This window comes from Saprospiraceae bacterium (assembly GCA_016712145.1).
In the GTDB taxonomy this organism is placed as follows: domain Bacteria; phylum Bacteroidota; class Bacteroidia; order Chitinophagales; family Saprospiraceae; genus Vicinibacter.
This window is the reverse complement of sequence record JADJRO010000001.1, coordinates 2,829,559-2,852,838: the sequence shown is the minus strand read 5'-3', so window position 1 is coordinate 2,852,838 and position 23,280 is coordinate 2,829,559. Positions and strand designations below refer to the sequence as shown.

The following is a 23,280-nucleotide window of genomic DNA, read 5'->3' as shown; positions in this document are numbered from 1 at the left end:
AAGAATTAAGAATTAAATTAGGAATACAAATTTCGAATAAATGAGGCGAATAATTTGAAAACACGCATGCAGAATTAATAGGTACGTATAAATTTTGCAAGCAATTTTTTTTGAGCGTCTGTATAACTTATAAAATATATTCCTGCAATTAAGCCTTCTGAATATAATTGAACTCGATACGAAGCATTGGATAGTTGAATGATTTCATCAATGCATTGAATGGTTCTTCCATGCAGGTCCAATATTTGAAAGCCTTTTGTTGATTGTACCGGTTGTGTCAGCTTTAAAATAAATTCATCATCTACTGGATTTGGAAAGATTTCAATGCTTTGCATACCTGCTTTATTCAAGTCTTCATTTTTAGTTGGACCAGGACTAAACTTTAAAATGCGTGAGGAAAATTTAAACTCACCCACCCAAAGCTCATTATCCAGTGCCAGTAACGTTGAAGGCATAAATAATCGATCGCTGCCAATGGCTGGTTGAATATTTTGCAAACTGGATTGACCCAAAACAATCACTTTGGAAAAATCGCCTGCTTCCTCTATGTTTTTCCATAATAATACCTGGTGAAGTCCCCTGTTGGCGATTGCTAAACTGCCTTCAAAGGAAATTGCAGATGCAACAAGATTCAATCGATTGGTTTGAGAAGCGCTTATTTGTTTCCAGGGTGTTTTTATTCCATTTCTTAAATCACTGATTCTAAAAATTAAAACTTGAGACGGCGGACTTTCAGAGCAAACAATCAGATATTTTCCGTCACTGTGCATTTGATTAAATTGAAAACCTGGAAAATCTAAAGATAAAAATGGATTTTCGTTTGAAGATTTTGGTATCCCATTCCAGATCCAGATTTTTCCGTCCCGGTCTGCTAACGAGAAGAAATCCGAATCCAATGCAACGCCTCTTAAATCCTTGAAAATTGCAGTGCCCAAATTTTTTTGAAAAATCTGTTCTGGTTTTAGATGAAGTTTTCCAAGATCATTCCAAATACAAATTTTTTGGACTCCGACCGTGATGAACTGATTTTCAAATAAAGCATGGTCCCAACAAAATCCATCGTAAGAAATCATGGAATATTTATGATCCGGTAAGATTCCGGATTGGGTTGGAATCTGATTATAAATATAAATAGCACGGTCAAAATCAGAAGTGACGATCAATCTGGATCCGTCGCTGGTAAGATTTGGATTCTGGATATAACCAAAACTATCCAGAGTATTTATATTAAAATCATAGGAGCCCAGGGCCCAATCCGGTGATTCTTTATCGTTGCTGGGAATTTGATTGTACACGAGAATGTTATTGCCGTTGTAGTTATTTATATAAATGCGACCATCTGCTTCCGCGATGTCTGGTCCGTCCCCATTTTTATAATATGGAAATTGAAAACTTAAGTCGGGCTGTTGATTTGTTAAACCTGGGATTTTATTGTAGAGGTAATAATTTAATATCCCTCCGGAAATAAATTGACCACTAGAAGTTTGAATTCCTTTTATCCATTCGTCTTGATAGTAATCGTAGGTTTGATTTGATTGCTTAGGATAAGAATACCAAAAAAAAGTTCCAGGTTTTCCATTCACTTTTGCATTATGGTCTCCTACAAAGAAATAGGTTTTGCCATCCGTGCTGACATTTCTTGGGGTTCCAAATTCATTTAAAGCAATGGTATAATCCGGTGTTTGAGCGCTGTGTGTTGGCAAACTATTCCAAAAGAGGATTGCCGCCCCTGTGGTAGCTACTACAGCCAGGCGAGTCCCGTCGGTCCAAACTCCCCAGGGCCATTCATAGTGTTTTGAACTGCCATTGGGCGTTAAAGATGGCAAGTAAATTTCAAGATCAGCCGGAGCCCCGTTAGATTGTGGGAAAGAATTCCAAATCAGAACCCGGTCATTTTCTGTATCTGCAACAGCGATCACTTGATTTCCAACACTGATATTTCCCGGCCAGTTTAATTGATGTAAACCCTTACCCGGATTATTTGATCTAAAGTCGGGCTGTCCCAATACCAAATCGGGCTCCTGATTCCAATGGTCCGGGGCATTCTTCCAAATTAAAACCCGGTTGTTAAACCGGTCGCACACCAGCAAGTTCGTACCATCACTGCACAAACCGCTTGGATGATTAAATACCAAAGGACCCATACAATCATTAAATCCAGCGCCACTAATCATTAAATCGGCAGATTGACCGGTTGTATACCAGTTTTGTTGAGTAAAACTAACAATCGTGACAAAGCAAAAGGCAATAATAAATGGACTTTTCATAATCATTGTATAGAAATCAATTGATCTAACAGTTAATGTCAAGTACGAATCAAAATGAAGCTGGGTTGGTTTAAGAATTTAAATCACCCTGTTTGATATACTTCTTCTCTAGTTATGTTTGACTAAAATAGTATTAAGTAGAAGAATAAAATAGACAGGTAATAGCAGTAGCCGACTTTTTAGAAAAATAATTTAAAGCTAATTATTACTTATTTAATTGTTATTTAATCAATTATATATTACAATAATAAAAATGTAAAATATTTTTTTCAAAAAACTTGAATAATTTGAATGCTCTATTATACCTTTGTGGTGTACTATTAAACTAATACACTAAAACAATAGGATATGATACAAGTAAATGATCTGAGTTTCGGTTACCGCAAAAAACAAGCGCCTTTGTTTGATCATCTGAATTTGGATATTCAGGCTGGGACGATTTGTGGCATTTTGGGTAAAAATGGAGCTGGCAAAACTACTTTACTGCGTTTGATTTCAGGTTTGTTGTTTCCAACTACGGGTACCAGCAGCATTCATGGATTGGAAAGTCGTGAACGACCGGTTTCGATGTTGGCAGATCTCTTTTATGTACAGGAAGAATACGTGTTTCCGGAATTGACTATGTATAAATACGTAGAACTCAATGCGCCTTTTTATCCAAGATGGGATCAACAAAAATTTATTGAAATTTCATCGGACTTTGAGTTGGGTGGAAATCGCAAAATCAAAGAACTGTCTTTCGGACAGAAGAAAAAATTTCTCATTGCTTTTGCTTTAGCTACCGGTAGTAAATTACTTATAATGGATGAACCTACCAATGGTATGGATATTCCTTCTAAAACAATCTTTAGGAAAGTAGTATCTGCATCGCTGGGAGAAGACCAATGTTTTTTAATTTCTACCCATCAGGTTAAAGATGTTTCCAATTTATTAGATCGCATTGTTGTGATTGAAGGAGGTAAAGTCATTTTTAATCAAGACGTATTTTCCATTAGTTCGAAATATCGTTTTGATTTTCAACCCGGTAATGCCTTGCCTGCACAGTATCTCTATGCAGAAACCGTCCCCGGTGGCCACATGCTATTGAATCCACAGGAAAATCAACAACAAGCAACAGATATCGATCTTGAAATTCTGTTTAATGCCATTATTTCTAAAGCAATTTAATCCGTTAAAATACCTAATATGAATTTATCATTCAATTTAAAACGAATAGGCTGGTTATCGAAAAAAGAATTTTTCGAATCCTTTTTACCACATTTTAAAATCATGACTATTGTAGTAAGTTCCTTGGTTCTGATCAGATGCATCGTTGAATACTTTCAAAAAGATATGGGAAACCGCGTGGTTACTTTTGACTATGAAGGAGTCTATATCGTATTTGGTTTTATATATACGATTAATTTATTTAGCGAACTCAAACTATTGTCAACCCGAGCTGATTTTTTAAGTTTACCGGCCAGTACCGAAGAAAAAGTATTTACCAAATGGCTATTTGGAAATGTATTGTATTGGCTTGGAGTAATTCTTGTATTTACTGTATTCTTCCTGGTTCAAAAATTGATTATTGGCTATGGAATGAACAAAACCACAGAGTCCTTTAATCTATTTTCGAAAACAAATCTTACGGGTTTACATTATCTGATTGTAATCTTCAGTGTTTACTTCTTTGGAGCAGCTACTTTCAATACCGGAGCCTGGTACAAAGTAATCCTATGGGGCATCGTATTGAGTCTTGCTTACATGCTGCTGGTCTTTTTATTTGCCTATGCTTTATTTCCGGAAATGCGCGCAGAATTACACGGCACTACCCATGTAAACTATGGGGTCAACAATGCACCGATTGATTTAATGCTTGAGGATTTCTGGATTATCAAATTTGCGAAATTCTTTATCCAATATCTTGCTGCACCTTTCTTTTGGTTTATGACTTATTTAAAAATTAAAGAAAAGGAGGTTTAATATGGAATTCAAAAAATCATTATCAATATTCGAACAAATAGGTATGTCTGTTCAGGAAAATATTATCAATCAGGATTGGCAAGAAGGAGAACGCATCCCATCTGTTAGAGATTATGCAACCAGCATCCAGGTCAACCCCAATACCGTCATGCGCACATATACCTTATTACAAGACCAGGGAATCCTGGAAAATCGCAGAGGCATTGGTTTTTTTGTCGCTCTCGGAGCTAAACAAAAATCAGTACAACATCGCAAAGATCAATTTGCTGAAGAGTTTTTACCAGAATTATTTAAAAATATGGATCAACTGGGAATTAATTGGGACGAAATGAAAAATTATTATCAGAATTGGAAAAATCAAAAGATATCATGAAACTAAGTACTAAACTTTTATTGTCACTTTTTGGGTTGACTATCCTGTTGAGCTTTATCACGATGTTTAGAATTCAACAATGGCATCGGGAATATGACAAAGGAATTTATAAAGGCAATGAAAACTGGATTGAAAAGGAATTTCCACTACAGGAATTTAACAGTCTGGAAGTTGGAAACCATTTTTCAGTAGTCTGGCATCAAGGCGCACCACTGGTTAAAGTAAAAATTGAAGAAAATCTTAAATCTTTCATCAAAGTAGATCAAACTGGAAAGCACGTGATCATAAAATTTGATAGTCTTCCAAATTACCGGACGAATGGAAAGATTATTATTGATGTTTATTCACAATCATTGGAAAAAATTCACCTAAAAGATTTTATGGAATTTAAAACCGTTGATAGCATTCAGGGATCTAAACTCGAATTGGAATTGGAAGACCATTGTGAAGTCAATATGTATATTAAAACCGATACCCTTGTAATTAATATGTATGATTTCTGTGAGTTAAACCTTGCTGGTAAATGTTCTACAACAAACATTCACCTGAACGGTCACTGCCAATTGGATGGAGAAGACATCCAATTCGAACAGGTTGAAATGCAAATGGATGATTTTTCAAATGCAGACATCCGGGTAGGACGGTTTATTAAAGCGGCTTTAAAAGACCATGCGCAACTAAACTACAAAGGGGATTCTGTGGTAGCTGATATCAAAACGCGCGATTTCAGCAATGTCAATGAAGACTAAACTAATATCACAAAATTCTTCTTTAAAAATGCCTGAAATTCAAAAATATTATTGGGAAGCCGGCACAAAACTAGAATATTTGAAATTTGGCAAAATTGATTTTTACAGTATTTTATTTTGTATAATCACATAATTATAGGTCTTAACAAAATTTTAGCACTTAAATAATCGATTTTAAAAAATAAATAATAAGCTATTACAAAAACAATTTCAGGGGTGCAACGTTTCTTTATTGTATCAATCTTTTTAAAGACTTGGTACTGAAACCCTGAGAAATGAAACGCCTGGTTAACTGATTAAATCAGTGCCAGTTTTAAAAAAAAACGAATTATATCAATCCGGATTGGAATAGAACGTCTATTTCGAATAGGATTCTTTACAAAAATTTTAAATATTAAAAATAGATTTATGAAAACTCAAATTACAAAAATTGCAATGATGTTAGGGGTCTTTATGATTAACTTCGGAATGCATGCCCATGCAGCAATTTTACCTTTAAATGGTCCTGAAATCCTTAAAGGTGCAGAACTCACTTTTGCAGAAAACAAATGCCAGATCAAGGATTTTTCTGGAAAATTAAATAAGAAAGTACTCTTTTTAGCACAGGCTGACAATATGAAGTACTTATTTCGTAAAGATGGGATCTCTATGCAACTTGCTAAACCTGCCCAAACGATGGAAGTATTGTCTGATGATAAAGTAATCAGCATTCAGTCTCCGGCAGTATATCAAAAATTAGAAATCAGTTTTGAAGGGATGAACCGCGATGCAGATTTGTATGGTGCTGAAGAATTCAGAACGGTTACATTTAAAAATGATATCAGCAACTGCCAAACCAGAAATTTCCGTAAATTATACTATACTGAAATGTATCCCGGAATTGATTTAAGATACAGCGATTTTGATGCTCGCTTAAAATATGAATTCATCGTACAGCCTGGTTTTAATTATCAGGAAATCCGAATGAAAATTGATAGCGCAAAAGAAATCAGTATTAACAACTTAGGCCAGTTAGTTATCAATACTGCCACCGGTGATTTAGTTGAAGATGCACCGATTGCAATTCAGGAAGGTAAACCGCTATTGGTAAAATGGGTCGTTGACCAACAGACAGTAAGCTTCCGGGTTTTAAATCCTGATTCATCTAAAGAACTATACATACAATCCAGTTTTCAATTCAACAGAAGTCTGGAACCAAAAATCTAATTGCATTCATTCAGAATTTAGATCTGAACCCAAAGCCTGAAAATTTAAAGGTGTAGCAAAAAAAGGCAGCGTGCTGAAAAGTGGGCTGCTTTTTTAATTTTGCAATCCGGCAATTTTGGAATGCTACAATTAACCAATTAGTTTTTAATCAGTACACTCTTTCAAATAAATTCTAAAAAGTAAAATTAAAAATTCACTAGAGTCTGAATTTGTAACTTAATTGACCACCTAATAAATTGTATTGTTCGTGGATGCCTTGATTTCGATTGAAAGAATTGAAATAACTGCAATAGTTCATATCTAAGGAAATGGCACTTCGATTCTTTAATAAATAAGAAAGTCCGACTCCCCCGCTGATGGAAAATCCCAAATGGGTTTTTATTTCCTTTTGAATATCAGTATAGCCATTTTCCTTTGTCAGATAATTTCCACTGGCTTTTGAAAATACATTGCAGGCTGTAGCTGCATTCACAAAAATGGCCCAGGAATTAATTGGTTTTGAATAATTCACTCCTAAACTCCAATCCATCAGATACATTCTCTGATAACTGGTATTGTATATCGTGGTAACCCGCCTTAAATGAATATCTTCTTCAGAAAAACTGCTAATCCCTTCCAAACTAATATGCTCAATGATTTGACCCTTTGGTTTTACCAACTCTTCCGAACTTCTAAAACTGCCCTTGTTTTGGGATAAAATATGTGTGTACCGAATTCCTGTAAATATTTCAAATTGTTTGCTTAATGCCCTAGATAAATTAATTTCTGATTTGAATGCATAAAGGACCTTTGTATTTCGAGTCGGAAATGAATCTGAATTTGCATTAAACCTTCTATCAACCAAAGATTGGCCAAAGCCCATCTGCAAAAACCAGGGTTTTTCCATTGTTTGTGGCTTAAGTCTAACTGCAGGATTTGGTATCGTATTGAGGTGGTCAACCAACAATTTCGAATGAATGATTAATTGTTTAAGTAAAACGGGCAGTGCCAGTACTTCTTCTAAATGTTCATTACCATATAAATTTACTCCATTCATTGCTTGTGGATCAGCCTTTTCAGGTTCCAAGGATTGTAATTCATTTACTGAATTTGGCTTAAAATAAGTATTTGCAGATTCAGTAAGATCAGAAGACTCATGAAAAACAGTTGGCTGAATTTCCATTGTATTGGAATTAATCTGATTCAGTGGTTTCAACTTGCGAGAAGATTTATGTTTTTGTTCATTTGCATTTTCTCTGTAAAAATTTGGGTCAACGGAAGCCTGTTTAGATTGAAATAATGCATCTTTATCATTCTTAATCGACAGCATTTTATTGCTGTCTGAATCTGATTTTCTATCTGCAATAACAGGCTGTGTGTGTAGAAGTCCTTCAGAATTTCTGTCATTTTTAAAAGTGGGATTTAAAAAGTAATAGAGACCTGCGGTTATTATTAGCAGACCAATACCAGTCCACCAAAATATGAAACCACGTTTTGTGCGTTTCTTTTTCTGGATGTCCTTCCACAGTTGTTCTGTATCAACCGGCGAACTGTGTTTTTTCATCCGTTCCTTATATTTTAAATCAAACAGCTTCATATTTTTTTATTAGAACGTGATCCATTGTTTTAATTTTTTCCATCAGCAGTTTTCTGGCTCGATTCAGCTGGCTTCTGGAAGTTCCTTCGTTTATACCTAATTGCTCAGCAATTTCCTTATGAGAATATTCATCAAAAACATACATATTAAATACCTCCCTACAGCCTTCTGGTAATTCGCACACGTATTTAAATAAAAGTTCTAATTGTAGGGTATCCAGAATTTCTGGTGCTATGCCTTCTGGCTCTAAGGCAAATTCTGCAACAAATTCTATTTTCCGTTTACGCTTTTTTAGTTCTTTTAGGGATTGATTGACTACAATCCGATAAATCCAGGCTTCAATGGGAGCTATTTCTTCCTTGTAAGTTTTTATATTATTAAAAATAGCGATCCAGGATTCCTGCAAAACATCATAAGCCAAATGATCATCTGCAAGATACCTCCTTGCTATGCTGAGCATTTTGCCAGAAAAGAAATCCACCAGCTCTTTTTGAACTGATGGATTTCCCTTTTTTAGATCTTCTATATAATGGCTATCAAACAAGTTAATTTTTTAATACTTGACTAACAATTTAAGTTTTAAACCTGAACTTACCTGAAACTGTATTTGGTCCTGTTGTGCCCCAATATTTACCAATAATATATCCTCCAGTTAAATCAAACTGGCTCATTTCTATGTTTAAACATTGATTACATCCGAAGTTTAAACCAGTGCCATTTATCAATGAGCCCTGAAGCATGAAATTTTGAAATGGGACAGCAGTATTTAATCCGTTATAGATAAATCTACTTGAACATTCTAAACCGGATCCATAAAAGTAAAAGATATAATCATTCATACTTGAGCTATCTTGAAAAATTCCGGTATAAAACATCCTTCCATCTTTTTTATAATAATATTCCTGAGAACCGTTATACGAAATACTAACATATTCATCAAATGCAGTACAAATCGTTAAATTGGAAAGCTGTACATTTTTTTGACTTGTTAAGGTAATGGTTGTTGGGCCTGATTCCAAACCATTGGTATAATCAGCTGCTTCAAAGCTGACTGTCTCTCCGCTGTTTAAACAGCTGCTTGTAAAGCTATAGCTGCTGTCCGGATTTACAATCAAATACCTGACACCCTGATTGGATGTGAATTTTACATAGCTCGTTCCCAAATTATTGGGTGGACAAACCTCTACCTTTCCTGTAAATGTATACGTATTTATGTTTTGATTATCAACTTGAATGATTCCCAAATCGGTATCAGACGTTAATACTCCCAAATTTGCTTCATACAATTTTACTTGCATAAACGTATCACAGATTTCATTAATTTGAATTTTTAAGCCAACTCCCGATGGGACTTTCCCTTCAAATTTACCATTTCCATCGGTAACGGCATAACCAGATGGTCCTCCATTCACAGTCACGGTTACCCATAGATTTGCAACCGTTGCTCCTTGTAAGTTTTTAACTTGTCCTTTTAGATTAACGTAATTTCCAGGGACATCACAATTCCAAAAAGAGAAGTGTGTTACTTCAAACTCATAATTTGAATTAACTTTAATTGCTCTTCCTTCTTCTTTCCAAATTCCGGTACTGCTTTGCTCAGAGATATACCAAATGGGCAAACTATTCGGTGCATTTGAAACGATGCTGTTATCGAGATGCATAGAAATTTTAACTTTTTTACCGGAAGCTATTTGAAGAGATTGACCATTGCTACCATACAATTCAGTTGCAACCATTCCAAAAGAAGTTAAGTAAACGGAATTCCCATCAATGTCATAGGCTCTTAGGTCTGCTGGCATCATTGCGCCAAAAAGTGGACTGGTTGGATTCAAATGTCGGGCAAATATATTTACATCGCCCTTGTATTCCAATCCATTGGCATCCACTAAAGAATTTGCAGGGAATTGATAATTGATACCACTAAAAGTAACGGTAGATGCACTTTGTGATGCAAATTGCACAGAGGCTCCTTTAGAAATTAAAAAGAGTTCGATAATCCCCTTATTTGGGTATATCCTTTTGCCCGTTTTAAAATAAGCCGGATGCGAAATTTGCACCAGGTGGCCGGTATTTTTGAGCGGCACATTTTTCAAAAAAATCAAACCTTCAGAATTACTGGTGTGTTGTGTCCCATCTAAAGTCATGACAGCACCAGAAACCAAATCGTTTTTTTCATTTCTAAGTACAATGATTGAATTTGTAGCAATGAGCTGCGTATACTTCTCAAATTCATCATTTACGGTAACTGATTTTTCATCTTTTCTGCATGAATCAAAAATCAGCAAGCAAGCTAAAAAGCAAAGACATTTCCATGTTTTCATAATGTATTTTAATAATAATACCCCCAGCACCCTTAAAACGTTGGAATGAATTGAAAAAATAGTTTATTTTTTTTCTGCGTTTTTACCTAACCAACAAGCTATCAAGGAGTTGGATAGATTTTAAAAACCCATATACATGCTCAGCAATTAAAATAAGATTGGTATTTGATTGCTTAATACTAAAGGCACTGCCAGGTTCGGCTACACGTGCTAGCAGACTTTTAAACAAATCACTTTCATAAAATGGAGAAGTCGGATTGCTAATAAAATAACACTGCAGCTTTTTCTTTTTTAATATAACTCGTTCGAAACCCAATCGTTTGGAAATCCATCGCAAGCGTAAACCGTTTAATAATTCTTCAACTTGGGTTGGAATCGGACCAAAACGATCTTTAAGTTGATTGCAATAATTTTGAATGCCTTCTTCATTTTCAATTTTATCCAAAGCCTGGTATAAATTGAGGCGTTCCTGAATGCTTGCAACATAAGCATCCGGTATTAGCATTTCAATGTCGCTATCGATGACTACATCCCGGATATAGGTCTTGTCGGGTTTATTTTCGTCTTCAAATAATTCGCGGAATTCATTTTCCTTTAGTTCAAGAATTGCTTCCTCCAAAATTCGTTGATAGGTTTCATATCCAATATCCGCAATAAAACCGCTTTGTTCCCCTCCCAATAAATTGCCGGCTCCTCGAATATCCAGATCTCGCATAGCCACATTGAAGCCACTGCCCAAATCAGAAAATTCCTCAATGGTTTTAAGTCTTTTACGTGCATCCATCGTCAAAGTTGAAGATGGCGGTGCCAATAAATAACAATAAGCCTTTCTGTTAGAACGACCGACACGTCCCCGGAGTTGATGAAGATCGCTCAAACCAAATTGGTGTGCATTATTAATTAATATGGTATTGACATTGGGTATATCCAAACCGGTTTCAATGATATTGGTACAAACCAACACATCAAATTTATGATCGATAAAATCTAAAAGAACTTTTTCAAGTTTTTCTGCTTCCATTTGTCCGTGTGCAGCTGCAATTTCTACAGAAGGACATAGTTTTTGTAAAATAGCTGAGACATCTGCCAGACTTTTCACTTTATTATGTACGAAAAATACTTGACCTCCGCGATAAACTTCATGAAGTATTGCTTCTTTTATCAAATTGTCATTATACACCCTCCGTTCAGTATGAATGGGTTGTCGATTTGGAGGAGGCGTTTGAATGACACTTAAATCTCTTGCAGCCATTAAAGAAAATTGCAGGGTACGTGGAATGGGAGTAGCTGTCAAGGTAAGTGTATCTACATTATGCTTTAATTGCCGTAATTTTTCTTTAGATGCAACGCCAAATTTTTGTTCTTCGTCAATGATTAATAATCCAAGATCTTTAAATTTAATTTTCGAATTCAGCAAGCTGATGGTTCCGATAACCAAATCAATTTTGCCTTCTTCCAATTGCTTCATAATTACATTCTTTTCCTTCGTAGTCCTAAACCTGGATAAATAATTAACATCCACCGGAAACTCTTTGAACCGATCAGAAAACGTACGAAAATGTTGCAATGCTAAAATGGTTGTTGGGACCAGGATAGCCACTTGTTTACCATCTTGTATGGCTTTGAATGCTGCTCGCACTGCGATCTCAGTTTTTCCAAAGCCAACATCTCCGCAAATTAAACGATCCATTGGATGCGGTTTTTCCATATCCCCTTTTACATCTACGGTAGCTTTAAACTGATCTGGAGTATCTTCATACATGAATGAAGCTTCTAATTCAGCCTGCAAATAATTATCCGGAGAAAATGCATATCCCTTTGATGCTTTACGAACACTGTATAACTTAATTAATTCCTGGGCTATGTCTTTTACTTTCTGTTTGGTTCGCTGCTTTAAAAGTTTCCATTGATCTGAACCTAATTTACTTAGTGAAGGTTCGGTTCCTTCATTCCCAACAAATTTTGAAATTTTATGCAAAGAATGAATGCTGACATATAGAATATCGTCATTTCTATAAATTAAACGAACGGCTTCCTGGAGTTGACCGTTAATATTAATTTTCTCCAATCCGGCAAATCGGCCTACTCCATAATCCAGGTGGGTGACATAATCTCCTGATTGCAATTCGCGTAAAACCTTTAGACTTAATGCCTGGTCTTTGGTATACCCTTGCTTGACTTTATAACCATGAAAACGAGAAAAAATCTGATGATCTGTATAACAAGCCACCTTCAAGTCATGATCAATAAATCCTTCGCGCAAGGATTTAATTTCCGGAATATATTGAATTGCTGCTTTTAAATCTTCAAAAATATTATGAAATCGTTCGATTTGCGCTGCACTGTTCGTACATATAAATGCTTTATAAAACCTGGAATTTAATTTTGAAATATTTTCAATAAGCAAATTGAAATTTTTATTGAAACTGGGCTGTGCCTCACAATTCACTCGTAAAATTGCCGGCTTTACTGCTGAATCCGGTTTGCAATTATAAAATACTAGTTTGAACTGTTCCAGGCTTTCAACTAAAACGGATGAATCAATGAATTCTCGGTTTTGAACCATTGAAATAAATCGATCTTCGTCATAGTGTTTCATTTTATCAGCCTGGCGGTTGGCTGCTAAAAAACATTTTTCAAAGGTCTCAAGACAGGTATGAATATCTTTTACCCAAATCAGAGTATTCTCAGGAATAATTTCAAAAATATTTTTTCGAACTTCTGATTGAAATTCAGAATAAATAGTTGGTACAATAGAAAAATGTGAAATATTTTGTTTTGACAATTGCGATTCCGTTTCAAACTTTCGAATACTTTCAACTACAATATCATTTAATTCTATTCGATACGGCAAATCAGATGCGTAAGAAAATACATCCAGGATACCCCCTCGAATAGAAAACTGTCCAGGTTCATAAACAAAATCCGTTCGATGAAATCCAAAATCATTTAGTTGAATCAATATTTCATCCAAATCTATGAGACTTCCTGTTGAAAATTCAAGCCTGGAACTCTCAATGACCGTACCAGGAATCATTTTTTCAAATATGGCTTCCGGATAGGTTACAATAATTCGAGCTTCCTTTTTTCCAAATCGGTAAATAGCTTCTACCCGCTGTTGTACCTGGAAATTGTCCAATTCTTCATATTGACCGGGCCGCCTGAATGAATCAGGAAATAAATAAACAACATCCTGGCTAGAAAACTGCTCTAAGTCATTCAGAAGATATGCAGCTTCTTCTTTGTCATTGCAGATTACTAAAGTTGGAATTTTGGATTGCAGAAAGCTAGAAAAAATCAAAAAGCTATCCCTGGATCCACACAGACCCTCTATAATAATTTTTTGATGCTTGTTTTGATCCAATAAGCCAACAAGTTCGGTTGCTTTTGGATCCCGGGTTAAGAAATCATTAACCCGGATTATATCCTGCTCCACACTGCGAAGGTAATGAATTAATTAAAATGAACGAATCCAAATGAACGGTACAAGACTATTAATTGCATATGCTTTATGAATTTAGCTAATTTATAATTTCAATTTTTTAATCCGTTGATTTAATCTGAATGTGGCCTTATCTTTGAACACCGATTTAGATTGGCTTAATTTCATGGATTCAACAAATTTCTATCCTTCAAAAATTCTTTTAGTAGGAGAATATACCATTCTTTCTGGTAATGCCGGACTGGCAATTCCATATATTAAAAAATTCGCTCACTGGAAAAAAGAAAGTAGTTCGGAGCATGAAATTTTGAAGAACTTAATCTTGTATATTTCAGAAAATCCAACGTTATCAAAATACATTAATCTGTCAGAATTCAGAATTGAAATTGATAATGGCTTGTATTTAGAAAGCTCTATCCCATATGGTTATGGCTTGGGAAGTTCAGGGACACTTTGTGCAGCTATTTTGGATCGTTTTGGAATCAATTTACCACTTCAAGTAGCTGAAATCTTTTCCTTACTTAAAGAACTGGAACATTTTTTTCATGGTCAAAGTTCAGGAGTAGATCCTGCAGTAGCTTATTTTAAAAAACCCATTTACATAGAAAACAATCAGATTCAAATTTTATCATTAAATACAGCAGATTTTATTGAAAACCATCACATTCATTTATTAGATAGCAAATTGGGAAGAAATACAGAAGCGCTTGTAGAAGTTTTTAAAGAAAAATTAAAAAGTGAATCTTTCAAACATTCATTGATTCAAGAACTTGTGCCGGCCAATAAAAATTTAATCAATGCAATTCTTCACAATCAGGCCGATGCAATTTCAAGTAGCTGGGAACAAGTAAGTCGCAAAAGTTTTACACTTTTTGAGGAATTAATACCAGAAACAATAAAATCCTACTGGGAAGAAGGCATGCGAACAGGTGCTTATTATTGTAAACTTTGCGGTGCAGGTGGTGGTGGGTATTTTTTGGTTAAAGAAACGAATGAAGCTGAAAAGCTAATAAGGGAGGAGGGAAAGTGAAGGGCTGAAGCGGCTAGAGGCCAGAGGCTTTAGGCTTGAGATTAAATCTTCAGCTTACCAGCTTTATAGCTTGATAGCTTAACAGCTTAATAGCTTAACAGCTTCTTTGTATCACTTCAGACTACAGTCCATAGCCTTTAGTCCATTTTTTTTGAATGTATAATAAATACCGGTGGAATATTAAATGCTGCAAATTCAAATTCCACATTTCCAAAGACTTGATTGTATAAATTTTTCTGAAAAAGGGAATAATGTATCTGGAGAAATGAAGCACCGGGTTTAAGTAATTTATTACACAGCGTTAATATTTGCAGATGAAATGTTTCCGGCATAATGGCAAAAGGAATTGAAGAAACAATTGCGTCAGCCTGTTGGATCCCCAATTTTTTAAATTGCTCTTCTAAATTTTCTGCTGAATCTAATATTACATGTAATCGATCGTCGTTTAATTCTTTTAACTTAGCACAAAAAGTTTCATTGACTTCAAAAACATACAAACGTGCATCTTTTTTAAGTTTTTTTAATAGATGTTTGGTAATTGCTCCATCTCCGCCTCCCAATTCCACAATAATAGAAATTTCACTAAAATCAAGCATTCCAGCAAGCGCTTTTCCTGCATAATTCGAAGTTTGAATTACGGTGCCCATCGTTTTCATATTTCGGAGGCTTTCCTGTAAAAAACTAAACTTGCTCATTTTTTAAGCCCATTTAAATAGTTAAGATACCGAACTAAATCGGCATTTTCAACTACATGATCGATAATTTGCGTTCTGCTCAATTTGATACCGTCCTTAAAAACAAAAATTTCAGGCTTTTCACTATTTGAAACTTCTAAATTGGAAATAGCTGCAAACGCCTCATCAAAGCTTTTATAGATTCCTAAATAATAATTATAAGCTGCATCTTCTGAATCTTGTTCCATAAAAAATTGTGCATCCGGATTTTTCATATATGGATGATTTAAAACAGCCTGAGATTTTCCTAAAAATAGAGAATAGCTAATCCCTTTTCGCAAGTTATTAAAATTCATTTCCTGGTCCGGAATTAATGCAGCTGGCATGGGCACTTTTACATAATTAATTTGAATTGGATGCTGCTCAGGTACCGCAATATGATATTCGATTCTCTTATTGAATTTTTCTGAAAGCAAAGAGGGTTTCCCATTGATTCTTACTTTTGCTTTTGGAAAAGAAGCACCTAAACCAAATACTTTTATTCTGGTTTTTTCAATACCATTTGATTCCAAATAATTTTTAAGTTCATTTGCTTTTTGAATTGAAAAATAAAGGTTTATGGGCGTTGGAGATTCTTCAAAAGCATGGCCAAACAGTTCAACCGTCAAACCGGGATAAATTCTCATCCATTCAAGTAATTGGGATCCAATTTTTTGATTTTTAGGATCAGAAAATAGCTCTTGTTCTTTATAATAAAAGGGCTCAGCATTTAATTCCTTCCATTCCTGCTCCTTACTAATTTTATATGCCCTGGCATTTTTTCCAAACAAGGCATTTTGGTCATTTAATGCAATGTCTACCAGGATGGTCAAGGGACTTCCTTTAGGCAACTGCAATTGTTCTTCCAGTTCATCGTGAAAAAATGCTTTAAACAAATCGAATCCACCCAGGCTGTTTGATTTTCTATTCGAACTAAAAAAACCTGTCAATCCATCGGTGCTTAATATGAACTGCTTGTCATCTCCTGCAGAATTAATAGGAATTCCTAAATTGATTGGTTTTTCCCATTGTTCTGCTTCAGGATGAAACTTAGTTTTAAAAATATCATAACCACCAATTGCATTTAAATTGTCAGAAGAAAAATAAAGCGTTTGTCCATCATTTGCAAGAAAAGGATTCTCTTCATTAAAAGGACCATTTACAGTCGCTCCCAAATTAATTGCAGTGGTCCAAATAGAATCACGCAAAATTGATAGATACAAATCATAACCCCCATATCCACCCATTCTGCAACTTGAAAAGATCAAAATGCTGTCTTGAAACAAGGTCATGGAATGATCCCCAATTTCTGGATACAGTGGTCCTGTAAATTCTGGATATTTTAAATGCAATTCATCATCATGGAATGGATCATAAATATAATTGCATTTTTGATTCGTGCGGTATTGAATTATAATTGGAGAATTATCAATAAAACCTACTACTGCATCATGCATGCTGCTGTTCCACCCTGCTTGTAAACGAGACATTACGGTCCAAACTTCCCCATGTTCTGTTAACTTAAATACATCTGAAAAATAAAAACCATTTTTGTCATCTACCAGTCCAAGTTCATTTCGTTTACCGCCTACATTTCCTGTTCGCGTGGCACTTAGAAAATAAATTCCATTTTGTGTTTTATGCGGAAAAATTGAATATTCATCATCTCGCGAATTGATGGTAGTACTTAGAGGCACTACAAATGCCATTGCGGGTTTTCTTTTTAATAATTTTCCAGATTTACAGCGTAACAATTCATTTTTGCAAAATGAAACATCTTTATGTTGTTTTGAAATTTGTTGCAGATATTTCTTATAGTATCGTTGTGCTTGATCAAATTCATTGAGTTGTTGAAAAATTTGAGCCTGGCAGAATAAGAGTTTCTTATCATCCGATAATTTTTCAAGTTGTTCAAAGCATTTTGATGAAAATTCAAGATCATTGGCATGATAACTACTCATTGCCGCTTCCAATAAATCATCCTTGTTTTGAGATTGGCTTACCGCTGTGTTTCGGAAAGCTGATGTAGCAGCATAGTAATCCTTAATTTTATAAGCCACTCTGGCCTGCTGCAACAAATTGTTATCTTTCTGAGCGATCAAAGAAGTTAAATTGCTTGTCAAAAAACAAAGACAGGCAATTTCAACTAAAATTCGTTTCCAAAAATAACACATTAAATAGTTTGCTTAAAATCAAATTGCTCAAGATAATCCGCAACTCGCTTGATAAATGAACCCCCTAAAGCACCATCAACCACCCTGTGATCATAAGACATGGATAAAAACATCATGTGCCGGATGCCAATGGTATCTCCCTGTGGCGTTTCAATTACTGCCGGCTTTTTTCGAATTGCACCCGTTGCCATAATGGCAACTTGGGGTTGGTTGATAATTGGAGTGCCCATCACATTACCAAAAGTACCTACATTGGTAAGGGTAAATGTACCCTCCTGAATTTCATCCGGTTTTAATTTATTATTTCGTGCACGTTCAGCCAGATCATTTACTTGATAGGTTAAGCCTGCTAAATTTAAACGATCTGCATTTTTAATTACCGGTACAATTAAATTTCCAGTTGGCAGTGCAGCAGCCATTCCAATATTTATATCAAGTTTTCGAATGATTTGAGTTCCCTGAACAGATATGTTAATCATTGGAAAGTCTTTAATAGACTTTGCAATCGCTTCTATAAATATTGGAGTAAAAGTGATTTTCTGGTTGTATTTCTTTTGAAACAAATCTTTAATCTTGTCTCTCCATTGCACTAAATTGGTAACATCCACTTCCACAAATGAAGTAACATGTGGAGAAGTTTGCTTACTCATTACCATATGATCCGCAATCAATTTACGCATTCTGTCCATTTCAATGATTTCAACATTGCCCGAAATGGATTTTGCTGATTGAGGTGCTACGGGTGAAGCGGTTGGAATAAATTGACTGGGTTGTGAAGGAGCTTGAACTGTTTTATTTTGGGCAATAAAATTCATTAAATCTCTTTTTGTCAGCCGACCTTCCAATCCGGAGCCTGTAATGCCTTCCAGTTGTTGCATAGTAATGTGCTCCTCTTTTGCAATGTTTCTAACAAGTGGCGAGTAAAATCTGGTGGATTCAGATTTTTGAATGCTCTGGGACATTTGCGGAGTTGGCTGAGTTATTACCGAACCAGCTTGTTGAGGAGCTTCCTGGTTTAAATTGGGGACAATGGCCGGAGAATCCTTTATTGTACTTGCAGCTCCGGCGGTTTCAATAACCGCAATGACCTTCCCGATGGCTACCACATCATTTTCTTTAAAAAGTAGTTGGGATAGGATCCCTTTTGCTGGCGAAGGAATTTCACTATCTACTTTATCTGTAGCGATTTCAAGGATGGTTTCATCCAATTCCACTGGATCTCCTGGCCTTTTAAGCCATTTAAGTATGGTGGCCTCCATGATGCTTTCGCCCATTTTAGGCATGATAAGTTCGACTTTCGCCATTTTAAAAATTTGGGTAAAAATAAAACAGATTTGGCGGATTCTGAGAATGCAATTCCTTAATTTAGAAGCTTTTAAAATATAACGAAGCCATAATACAGCTTATAAATATTAATTTTATTAATATTTGATTTTTAACAAGCACTAAGGCCAATTAAACTTCAGCTAATTATTGAATGCTTTAGAAGGTTTGCTTTTTTAAATATTTCCAAAATAAGATCAAGGCAAACGTCGAACTGGCTTCTATGTTCCGGATCCGGTCCCGGGTGAACTGAAATTTTTTAGTTTCAATGGAATCTTTGGTACCATAGGCGATCCAAACAGTCCCAACTGGTTTTTCAGGAGTCCCGCCACCAGGACCTGCAATGCCACTTGTAGCAATGGCAAAATCAGAATTAAATTTCTCGCAACTCCCCTTTACCATTGCAATTACACAGGCTTCACTTACAGCTCCACTGGTTTCTAAAATTTCTGGAGCCACATTTAATAAAGTTTCTTTAATATGATTTTGATATGCCACTACAGCGCCTAAAAAATAATCGGAAGCACCTGGTACGGAACTGATTTGATGCGCTAAGTGGCCTCCTGTACAACTTTCTGCGGTCACTAAGGTCTTTTTACCAGTTCTTAGTAAATTGCCAATTTCTCTTTCAAGACTTGTTTGACCAATTCCGATAATTGCGGTTTCCAGTTCGGTTTGAATCATTTTGATAAAATGATTTAATTCTACTTGAAGGAACTCTTTATCATTTCCAAATGTAGTAAGTCTAACTTTTACTTGTCCTTGAGAAGGTAGATACGCAATCGAAATATGATCCGGCATGTTGCTTAGCAAGGGTTCAATGCGCGAAGCAATTTCTGTTTCTCCCATTCCAACAGTATACACCGTTTGATGTATCATATGCTTACCTGATCGAAATGATCTTAATTTTGGAATTACTGCATGTTGCATAATAAATTCCATTTCATAAGGTACACCGGGCATAGAAATATAAATTTTTCCCTCTTGTTCAATCCACATACCTAAAGCAGTTCCCATTTGATTATCTAACATTAAAGACCGTTCCGGTATATAACATTGATGCAATTGCCGTTCTGTAACTTCTATTCCCCGGGACTTTAAAATTTTTTCGAGATGTTCATTTTGAATCTCATTAAACACAAGAGGCCGATTTAAAAAATCTGCAAGTGTTTTTTTTGTTATATCATCCTTGGTTGGACCCAATCCACCGGTCATTAAAATAATATCAGACTGCTGTGTACTTTCTGCAAGTGCACGTTGGATTTCGTCCTCTTGGTCTGCAACCGTCCACTTTTTAAAAACTTGAAGGCCTTCCTGATACAATATTTTAGCTATGGATGAAGCATTGGAATCAATAACTTGTCCTAACAATATTTCATCACCTATGACTATTAAAGAAATTTTCATTTGCTTATGATTAAAATTCGAATCGCAATCGATCCAAATTCATTCGAATCCCTGTTGTGAACCAAAAACCTGATTGTTTTTTTAAACTGCTGTTTGACGATCTGTAAAATATATTTAAATCAATATAAGATTCAGGAAGAAGCTCATAAGATGTTTCCAAAATAAATGAACTTACTTTTTCCAAAATGCCTTGTGTTAATTCATTATTGAAATCCTTTATGCGGCTGTTGTAATTTTTTAAAATATTTCCTCCATAATTTAAATTATTTTCATCCTGACCCTTGTGAAAATAAATCCATCTGGCTTCAAGACTTAATTTTTCGATTGGTTTATAATTCATTCTAATAATAAATTCCTTAAAATTTGCTCCCAGAGGATGCGCTAAGGCCTGATTAAAATGACTGTAGTTTGCAAAACTATCCCGGAAAGTATAGGTATATGGTCGAACCAGGTTACACTCAGTTTGTAAGTTGAATCTTTCAATACCAAATGCATTCATATACTTGACACCAAGTTGGATACCATACTTATTTCCCCACCAACCATTTTGCTTAATTAATTCCTTTAAAAGAAATTCATCAAACAAGATTTGCCCATATACTGAAACGGTCTTTCTAAGAAGGATCTGTGATTGAAATCCCAGAAACACATTGTCTGGGCTCCCCAGTGAATGCTCAATAAATCTATACAGAATTACCGGATTTAAATATTGCAATTCAAATCCTTTGCTCCGTTCAAATACAACGGATTCAAAGAATCCTATATTCCAATTTTTTGTCAGATTTGCGCTTAAATAATGACTCGCTGTATACTTTTTGGGTAACAACCGATTTCCTTGGCTACCTATTGTTTCCGGACTTAATTCCATAAATAAATTCTGATAATGCAATCTCCAAATATTTGTATTAAACCGGAGATAGAATTGTGGCGCCGAAAAGTCCGATAAAAATAAACTCCGTAAACCATTTCCAATAAAATGCTTGCCATGGCCCAGGCTCATCTGTATGTGTTTGCTGAGATTAAAATTAACTGCTCCTTCTGCAAGCAAATAATCATATCCATGATGAATATTTAATAATTTACTGTTATAAGACTTATATAAACCAGTTCCGGGAATCGCATCGTATAAATTAATAAAACTGTCTACATAATTTGGGACTTTAATTTGATTGTCCGTGATATCTGAATAAATACTAACTTTTTTATCAATTGTGAGCTTTAAACGAATTCCATGCCGGTTTGTAAACAATGTATTACTTTCCTCATTTTGCCAACCACCATGAATGTCAATCAATGGATTTATAGAAAATTGAAAATCCTTTTTATACACGCTAAAAAAATTGCGGCCATCCCGATACAAATAATTCATACGAGATTTTTCCCTAAATTTTTGAAAATAAATTTGGACAGCAGAATCTTTACTTAGGCTTAGCTCATCTACATGTTTACTTAGATAGCTTTCTGCCATCAAAAGTATGTTTTTCTGATCCGTGTTTAAATATTTAAAAACCTGTTCGACGGTCTGAAGCGGACTTGCTGGAATGATAGCAGTGTGGGTGTTGAATAAATTTCCTGTGAGTAATTCAATTTGAGCTATTAGCTGCTGATCAGATTTTAAAGGAAAAACCTGAGCATTCATATGCAGTCCCTGAAAAATCAACCAGACTAACAGATACTTTTTCATACCTTATATTCCAGGAGGTAATTTTTTATATACTGATCGAATTCAAATTTGTTAAAAAAATCTACCTCAATTGGAATTGCATATACTTCTATATGGCTTGTTTCAAAATAATCTTTAAATCCAGTCAAACGGGTTGCATCTTTTTGAGTTGTCAACAACATCTTATTCGGATGTGAAATCTGTTGATGTTTCAGCAAAATTCCAGAAAGTTCAGTTTGCGTAAAATAATGATGATCCTCAAAATTAAAATCAGTTACAGAAGCAACTTCTTTGGATAAATAATTAAGAAGATAAAATGATTGTGCAATTGCACTAATTAAGGTAATATGCAATCCAGGATTTAATACAAATTTTTGTTCAGGCTTTAAAATATTATAAGGGACCCCATATTGAATCTTTGAGAAAAAAAGTTTCTGATGTGGTTTTAGTTGCAACTTCTCCCTCCAAACGGTTTCATCGGGCATTTCATCCGGACATTTGCTTACAATAATACAGTCCGCTCTGGCAGCTCCAAACCGCCATTCTCGCAATCGCCCACTTGGCAACAGATAATCCTCTGAAAAAGGTTTATTGTATTCAGTTAACAGAATAGAGAGTCCGGGTTTAACTGCCAGGTGCTGAAAAGCATCGTCTAATAAAATCAATTTAAGATCCGGTAGGTTTCTCAACAATCTTGGAATCCCAATGGCCCTGCTTTCAGAAACTGCAACCGGGATTTCCGGAAAATTTAATTTGATCTGTTTCGGTTCGTCCCCGCATTCTAAAACACTGGTATCTGATTCCAATAATAAAAATCCCGCTGTTTTACGTTTATATCCCCTGCTTAATACTGCGAGTTCTATATAGTCTTGCAATAAGCGAATTAAATATTCAATGTGAGGTGATTTGCCTGTGCCTCCAATTGTTAAATTGCCAACGGAAATTACAGGAAAACTAAATCGCACAGGCTTAATGAGTCCTGAAAAAAATAAGGCCTGATACAGACTGACGCCAATACCATATAGAAATGAAAAAGGACTTAATAAAATGGCTATCAGTTTCTGCAAAATCAAA

The 23,280-nt window shown here is 35.2% G+C and carries 17 protein-coding genes; 6 read left to right on the top strand and 11 right to left on the bottom strand.

The window, feature by feature from the left end:
- Positions 1–74: 74 nt before the first annotated feature.
- Complete coding sequence (locus IPK91_11715; GenBank protein MBK8297921.1) at positions 75–2,267, bottom strand: T9SS type A sorting domain-containing protein; 2,193 nt, start codon at positions 2,265–2,267, stop codon at positions 75–77.
- 348 nt (positions 2,268–2,615) lie between these two features.
- Here IPK91_11715 and IPK91_11710 point away from each other — a divergent pair, with 348 nt between their 5' ends.
- The 5 genes from IPK91_11710 (at position 2,616) to IPK91_11690 (ending at position 6,557) form a co-directional block, all read left to right on the top strand.
- Positions 2,616–3,434 (top strand): ABC transporter ATP-binding protein, encoded by an 819-nt coding sequence (locus tag IPK91_11710; GenBank protein ID MBK8297920.1) that lies wholly within the window; start codon positions 2,616–2,618, stop codon positions 3,432–3,434.
- Between the two features lie 18 nt (positions 3,435–3,452).
- The gene (locus IPK91_11705; GenBank protein MBK8297919.1) at positions 3,453–4,229 is read left to right on the top strand and encodes a hypothetical protein; all 777 of its coding nucleotides are present in this window, start codon (positions 3,453–3,455) and stop codon (positions 4,227–4,229) included.
- Between the two features lies 1 nt (position 4,230).
- Positions 4,231–4,602: a GntR family transcriptional regulator gene (locus tag IPK91_11700; protein MBK8297918.1), complete on the top strand. Its 372-nt coding sequence runs from the start codon at positions 4,231–4,233 to the stop codon at positions 4,600–4,602.
- A complete protein-coding gene (locus IPK91_11695; GenBank protein ID MBK8297917.1) occupies positions 4,599–5,351 on the top strand; it encodes a DUF2807 domain-containing protein in 753 nt (250 codons plus the stop codon). The genes IPK91_11700 and IPK91_11695 overlap by 4 nt, the downstream gene beginning before the upstream one ends.
- A gap of 408 nt (positions 5,352–5,759) precedes the next feature.
- Positions 5,760–6,557 carry a hypothetical protein gene (locus tag IPK91_11690; GenBank protein ID MBK8297916.1) on the top strand — a complete coding sequence of 266 codons (798 nt, stop codon included), beginning with the start codon at positions 5,760–5,762 and terminating at the stop codon, positions 6,555–6,557.
- 196 nt (positions 6,558–6,753) lie between these two features.
- Here IPK91_11690 and IPK91_11685 read toward each other — a convergent pair whose 3' ends face one another.
- From IPK91_11685 to mfd, 4 genes are all read right to left on the bottom strand, one after another.
- Positions 6,754–8,133 (bottom strand): acyloxyacyl hydrolase, encoded by a 1,380-nt coding sequence (locus IPK91_11685; GenBank protein ID MBK8297915.1) that lies wholly within the window; start codon positions 8,131–8,133, stop codon positions 6,754–6,756.
- A complete protein-coding gene (locus IPK91_11680) occupies positions 8,120–8,677 on the bottom strand; it encodes an RNA polymerase sigma factor (GenBank protein MBK8297914.1) in 558 nt (185 codons plus the stop codon). The genes IPK91_11685 and IPK91_11680 overlap by 14 nt, the downstream gene beginning before the upstream one ends.
- Positions 8,678–8,705: 28 nt before the next feature.
- Entirely contained in the window at positions 8,706–10,454 is a 1,749-nt protein-coding gene (locus IPK91_11675; GenBank protein MBK8297913.1) for a hypothetical protein, read from the bottom strand.
- A gap of 82 nt (positions 10,455–10,536) precedes the next feature.
- On the bottom strand, positions 10,537–13,890 hold the full coding sequence (gene mfd / locus IPK91_11670) for a transcription-repair coupling factor (protein MBK8297912.1): 3,354 nt from the start codon (positions 13,888–13,890) through the stop codon (positions 10,537–10,539).
- A gap of 172 nt (positions 13,891–14,062) precedes the next feature.
- Here mfd and IPK91_11665 point away from each other — a divergent pair, with 172 nt between their 5' ends.
- Positions 14,063–14,926 (top strand): hypothetical protein, encoded by an 864-nt coding sequence (locus IPK91_11665; protein MBK8297911.1) that lies wholly within the window; start codon positions 14,063–14,065, stop codon positions 14,924–14,926.
- Between the two features lie 137 nt (positions 14,927–15,063).
- Here the strand turns inward: IPK91_11665 and IPK91_11660 are convergent, their stop codons facing one another.
- From IPK91_11660 to lpxK, 6 genes are all read right to left on the bottom strand, one after another.
- Positions 15,064–15,621, bottom strand: coding sequence for a methyltransferase (locus IPK91_11660; protein ID MBK8297910.1), 558 nt, complete (start codon positions 15,619–15,621; stop codon positions 15,064–15,066).
- Positions 15,618–17,741, bottom strand: a complete 2,124-nt coding sequence (locus tag IPK91_11655; protein MBK8297909.1) for a PD40 domain-containing protein — start codon at positions 17,739–17,741, stop codon at positions 15,618–15,620. The genes IPK91_11660 and IPK91_11655 overlap by 4 nt, the downstream gene beginning before the upstream one ends.
- 71 nt (positions 17,742–17,812) lie before the next feature.
- Entirely contained in the window at positions 17,813–19,117 is a 1,305-nt protein-coding gene (locus tag IPK91_11650; protein ID MBK8297908.1) for a 2-oxo acid dehydrogenase subunit E2, read from the bottom strand.
- A gap of 178 nt (positions 19,118–19,295) precedes the next feature.
- A complete protein-coding gene (locus tag IPK91_11645; protein MBK8297907.1) occupies positions 19,296–20,543 on the bottom strand; it encodes a CinA family nicotinamide mononucleotide deamidase-related protein in 1,248 nt (415 codons plus the stop codon).
- 10 nt (positions 20,544–20,553) lie between these two features.
- Positions 20,554–22,227, bottom strand: a complete 1,674-nt coding sequence (locus IPK91_11640; GenBank protein MBK8297906.1) for a hypothetical protein — start codon at positions 22,225–22,227, stop codon at positions 20,554–20,556.
- The gene (gene lpxK / locus IPK91_11635) at positions 22,224–23,279 is read right to left on the bottom strand and encodes a tetraacyldisaccharide 4'-kinase (protein MBK8297905.1); all 1,056 of its coding nucleotides are present in this window, start codon (positions 23,277–23,279) and stop codon (positions 22,224–22,226) included. The genes IPK91_11640 and lpxK overlap by 4 nt, the downstream gene beginning before the upstream one ends.
- Position 23,280 lies beyond the last annotated feature (1 nt).

What these genes read in the sequence shown, in the direction of transcription:
- IPK91_11700 (MBK8297918.1), top strand. Translation starts at nt 4,231, where the DNA reads ATGGAATTCAAAAAATCATTATCAATATTCGAACAAATAGGTATGTCT.
- IPK91_11650 (MBK8297908.1), bottom strand. Translation starts at nt 19,117, where the DNA reads ATGGCGAAAGTCGAACTTATCATGCCTAAAATGGGCGAAAGCATCATG.
- IPK91_11695 (MBK8297917.1), top strand. Translation starts at nt 4,599, where the DNA reads ATGAAACTAAGTACTAAACTTTTATTGTCACTTTTTGGGTTGACTATC.
- IPK91_11675 (MBK8297913.1), bottom strand. Translation starts at nt 10,454, where the DNA reads ATGAAAACATGGAAATGTCTTTGCTTTTTAGCTTGCTTGCTGATTTTT.
- IPK91_11685 (MBK8297915.1), bottom strand. Translation starts at nt 8,133, where the DNA reads ATGAAGCTGTTTGATTTAAAATATAAGGAACGGATGAAAAAACACAGT.
- IPK91_11645 (MBK8297907.1), bottom strand. Translation starts at nt 20,543, where the DNA reads ATGAAAATTTCTTTAATAGTCATAGGTGATGAAATATTGTTAGGACAA.
- IPK91_11705 (MBK8297919.1), top strand. Translation starts at nt 3,453, where the DNA reads ATGAATTTATCATTCAATTTAAAACGAATAGGCTGGTTATCGAAAAAA.
- IPK91_11660 (MBK8297910.1), bottom strand. Translation starts at nt 15,621, where the DNA reads ATGAGCAAGTTTAGTTTTTTACAGGAAAGCCTCCGAAATATGAAAACG.
- IPK91_11715 (MBK8297921.1), bottom strand. Translation starts at nt 2,267, where the DNA reads ATGAAAAGTCCATTTATTATTGCCTTTTGCTTTGTCACGATTGTTAGT.
- IPK91_11640 (MBK8297906.1), bottom strand. Translation starts at nt 22,227, where the DNA reads ATGAAAAAGTATCTGTTAGTCTGGTTGATTTTTCAGGGACTGCATATG.
- IPK91_11690 (MBK8297916.1), top strand. Translation starts at nt 5,760, where the DNA reads ATGAAAACTCAAATTACAAAAATTGCAATGATGTTAGGGGTCTTTATG.
- IPK91_11710 (MBK8297920.1), top strand. Translation starts at nt 2,616, where the DNA reads ATGATACAAGTAAATGATCTGAGTTTCGGTTACCGCAAAAAACAAGCG.
- IPK91_11665 (MBK8297911.1), top strand. Translation starts at nt 14,063, where the DNA reads ATGGATTCAACAAATTTCTATCCTTCAAAAATTCTTTTAGTAGGAGAA.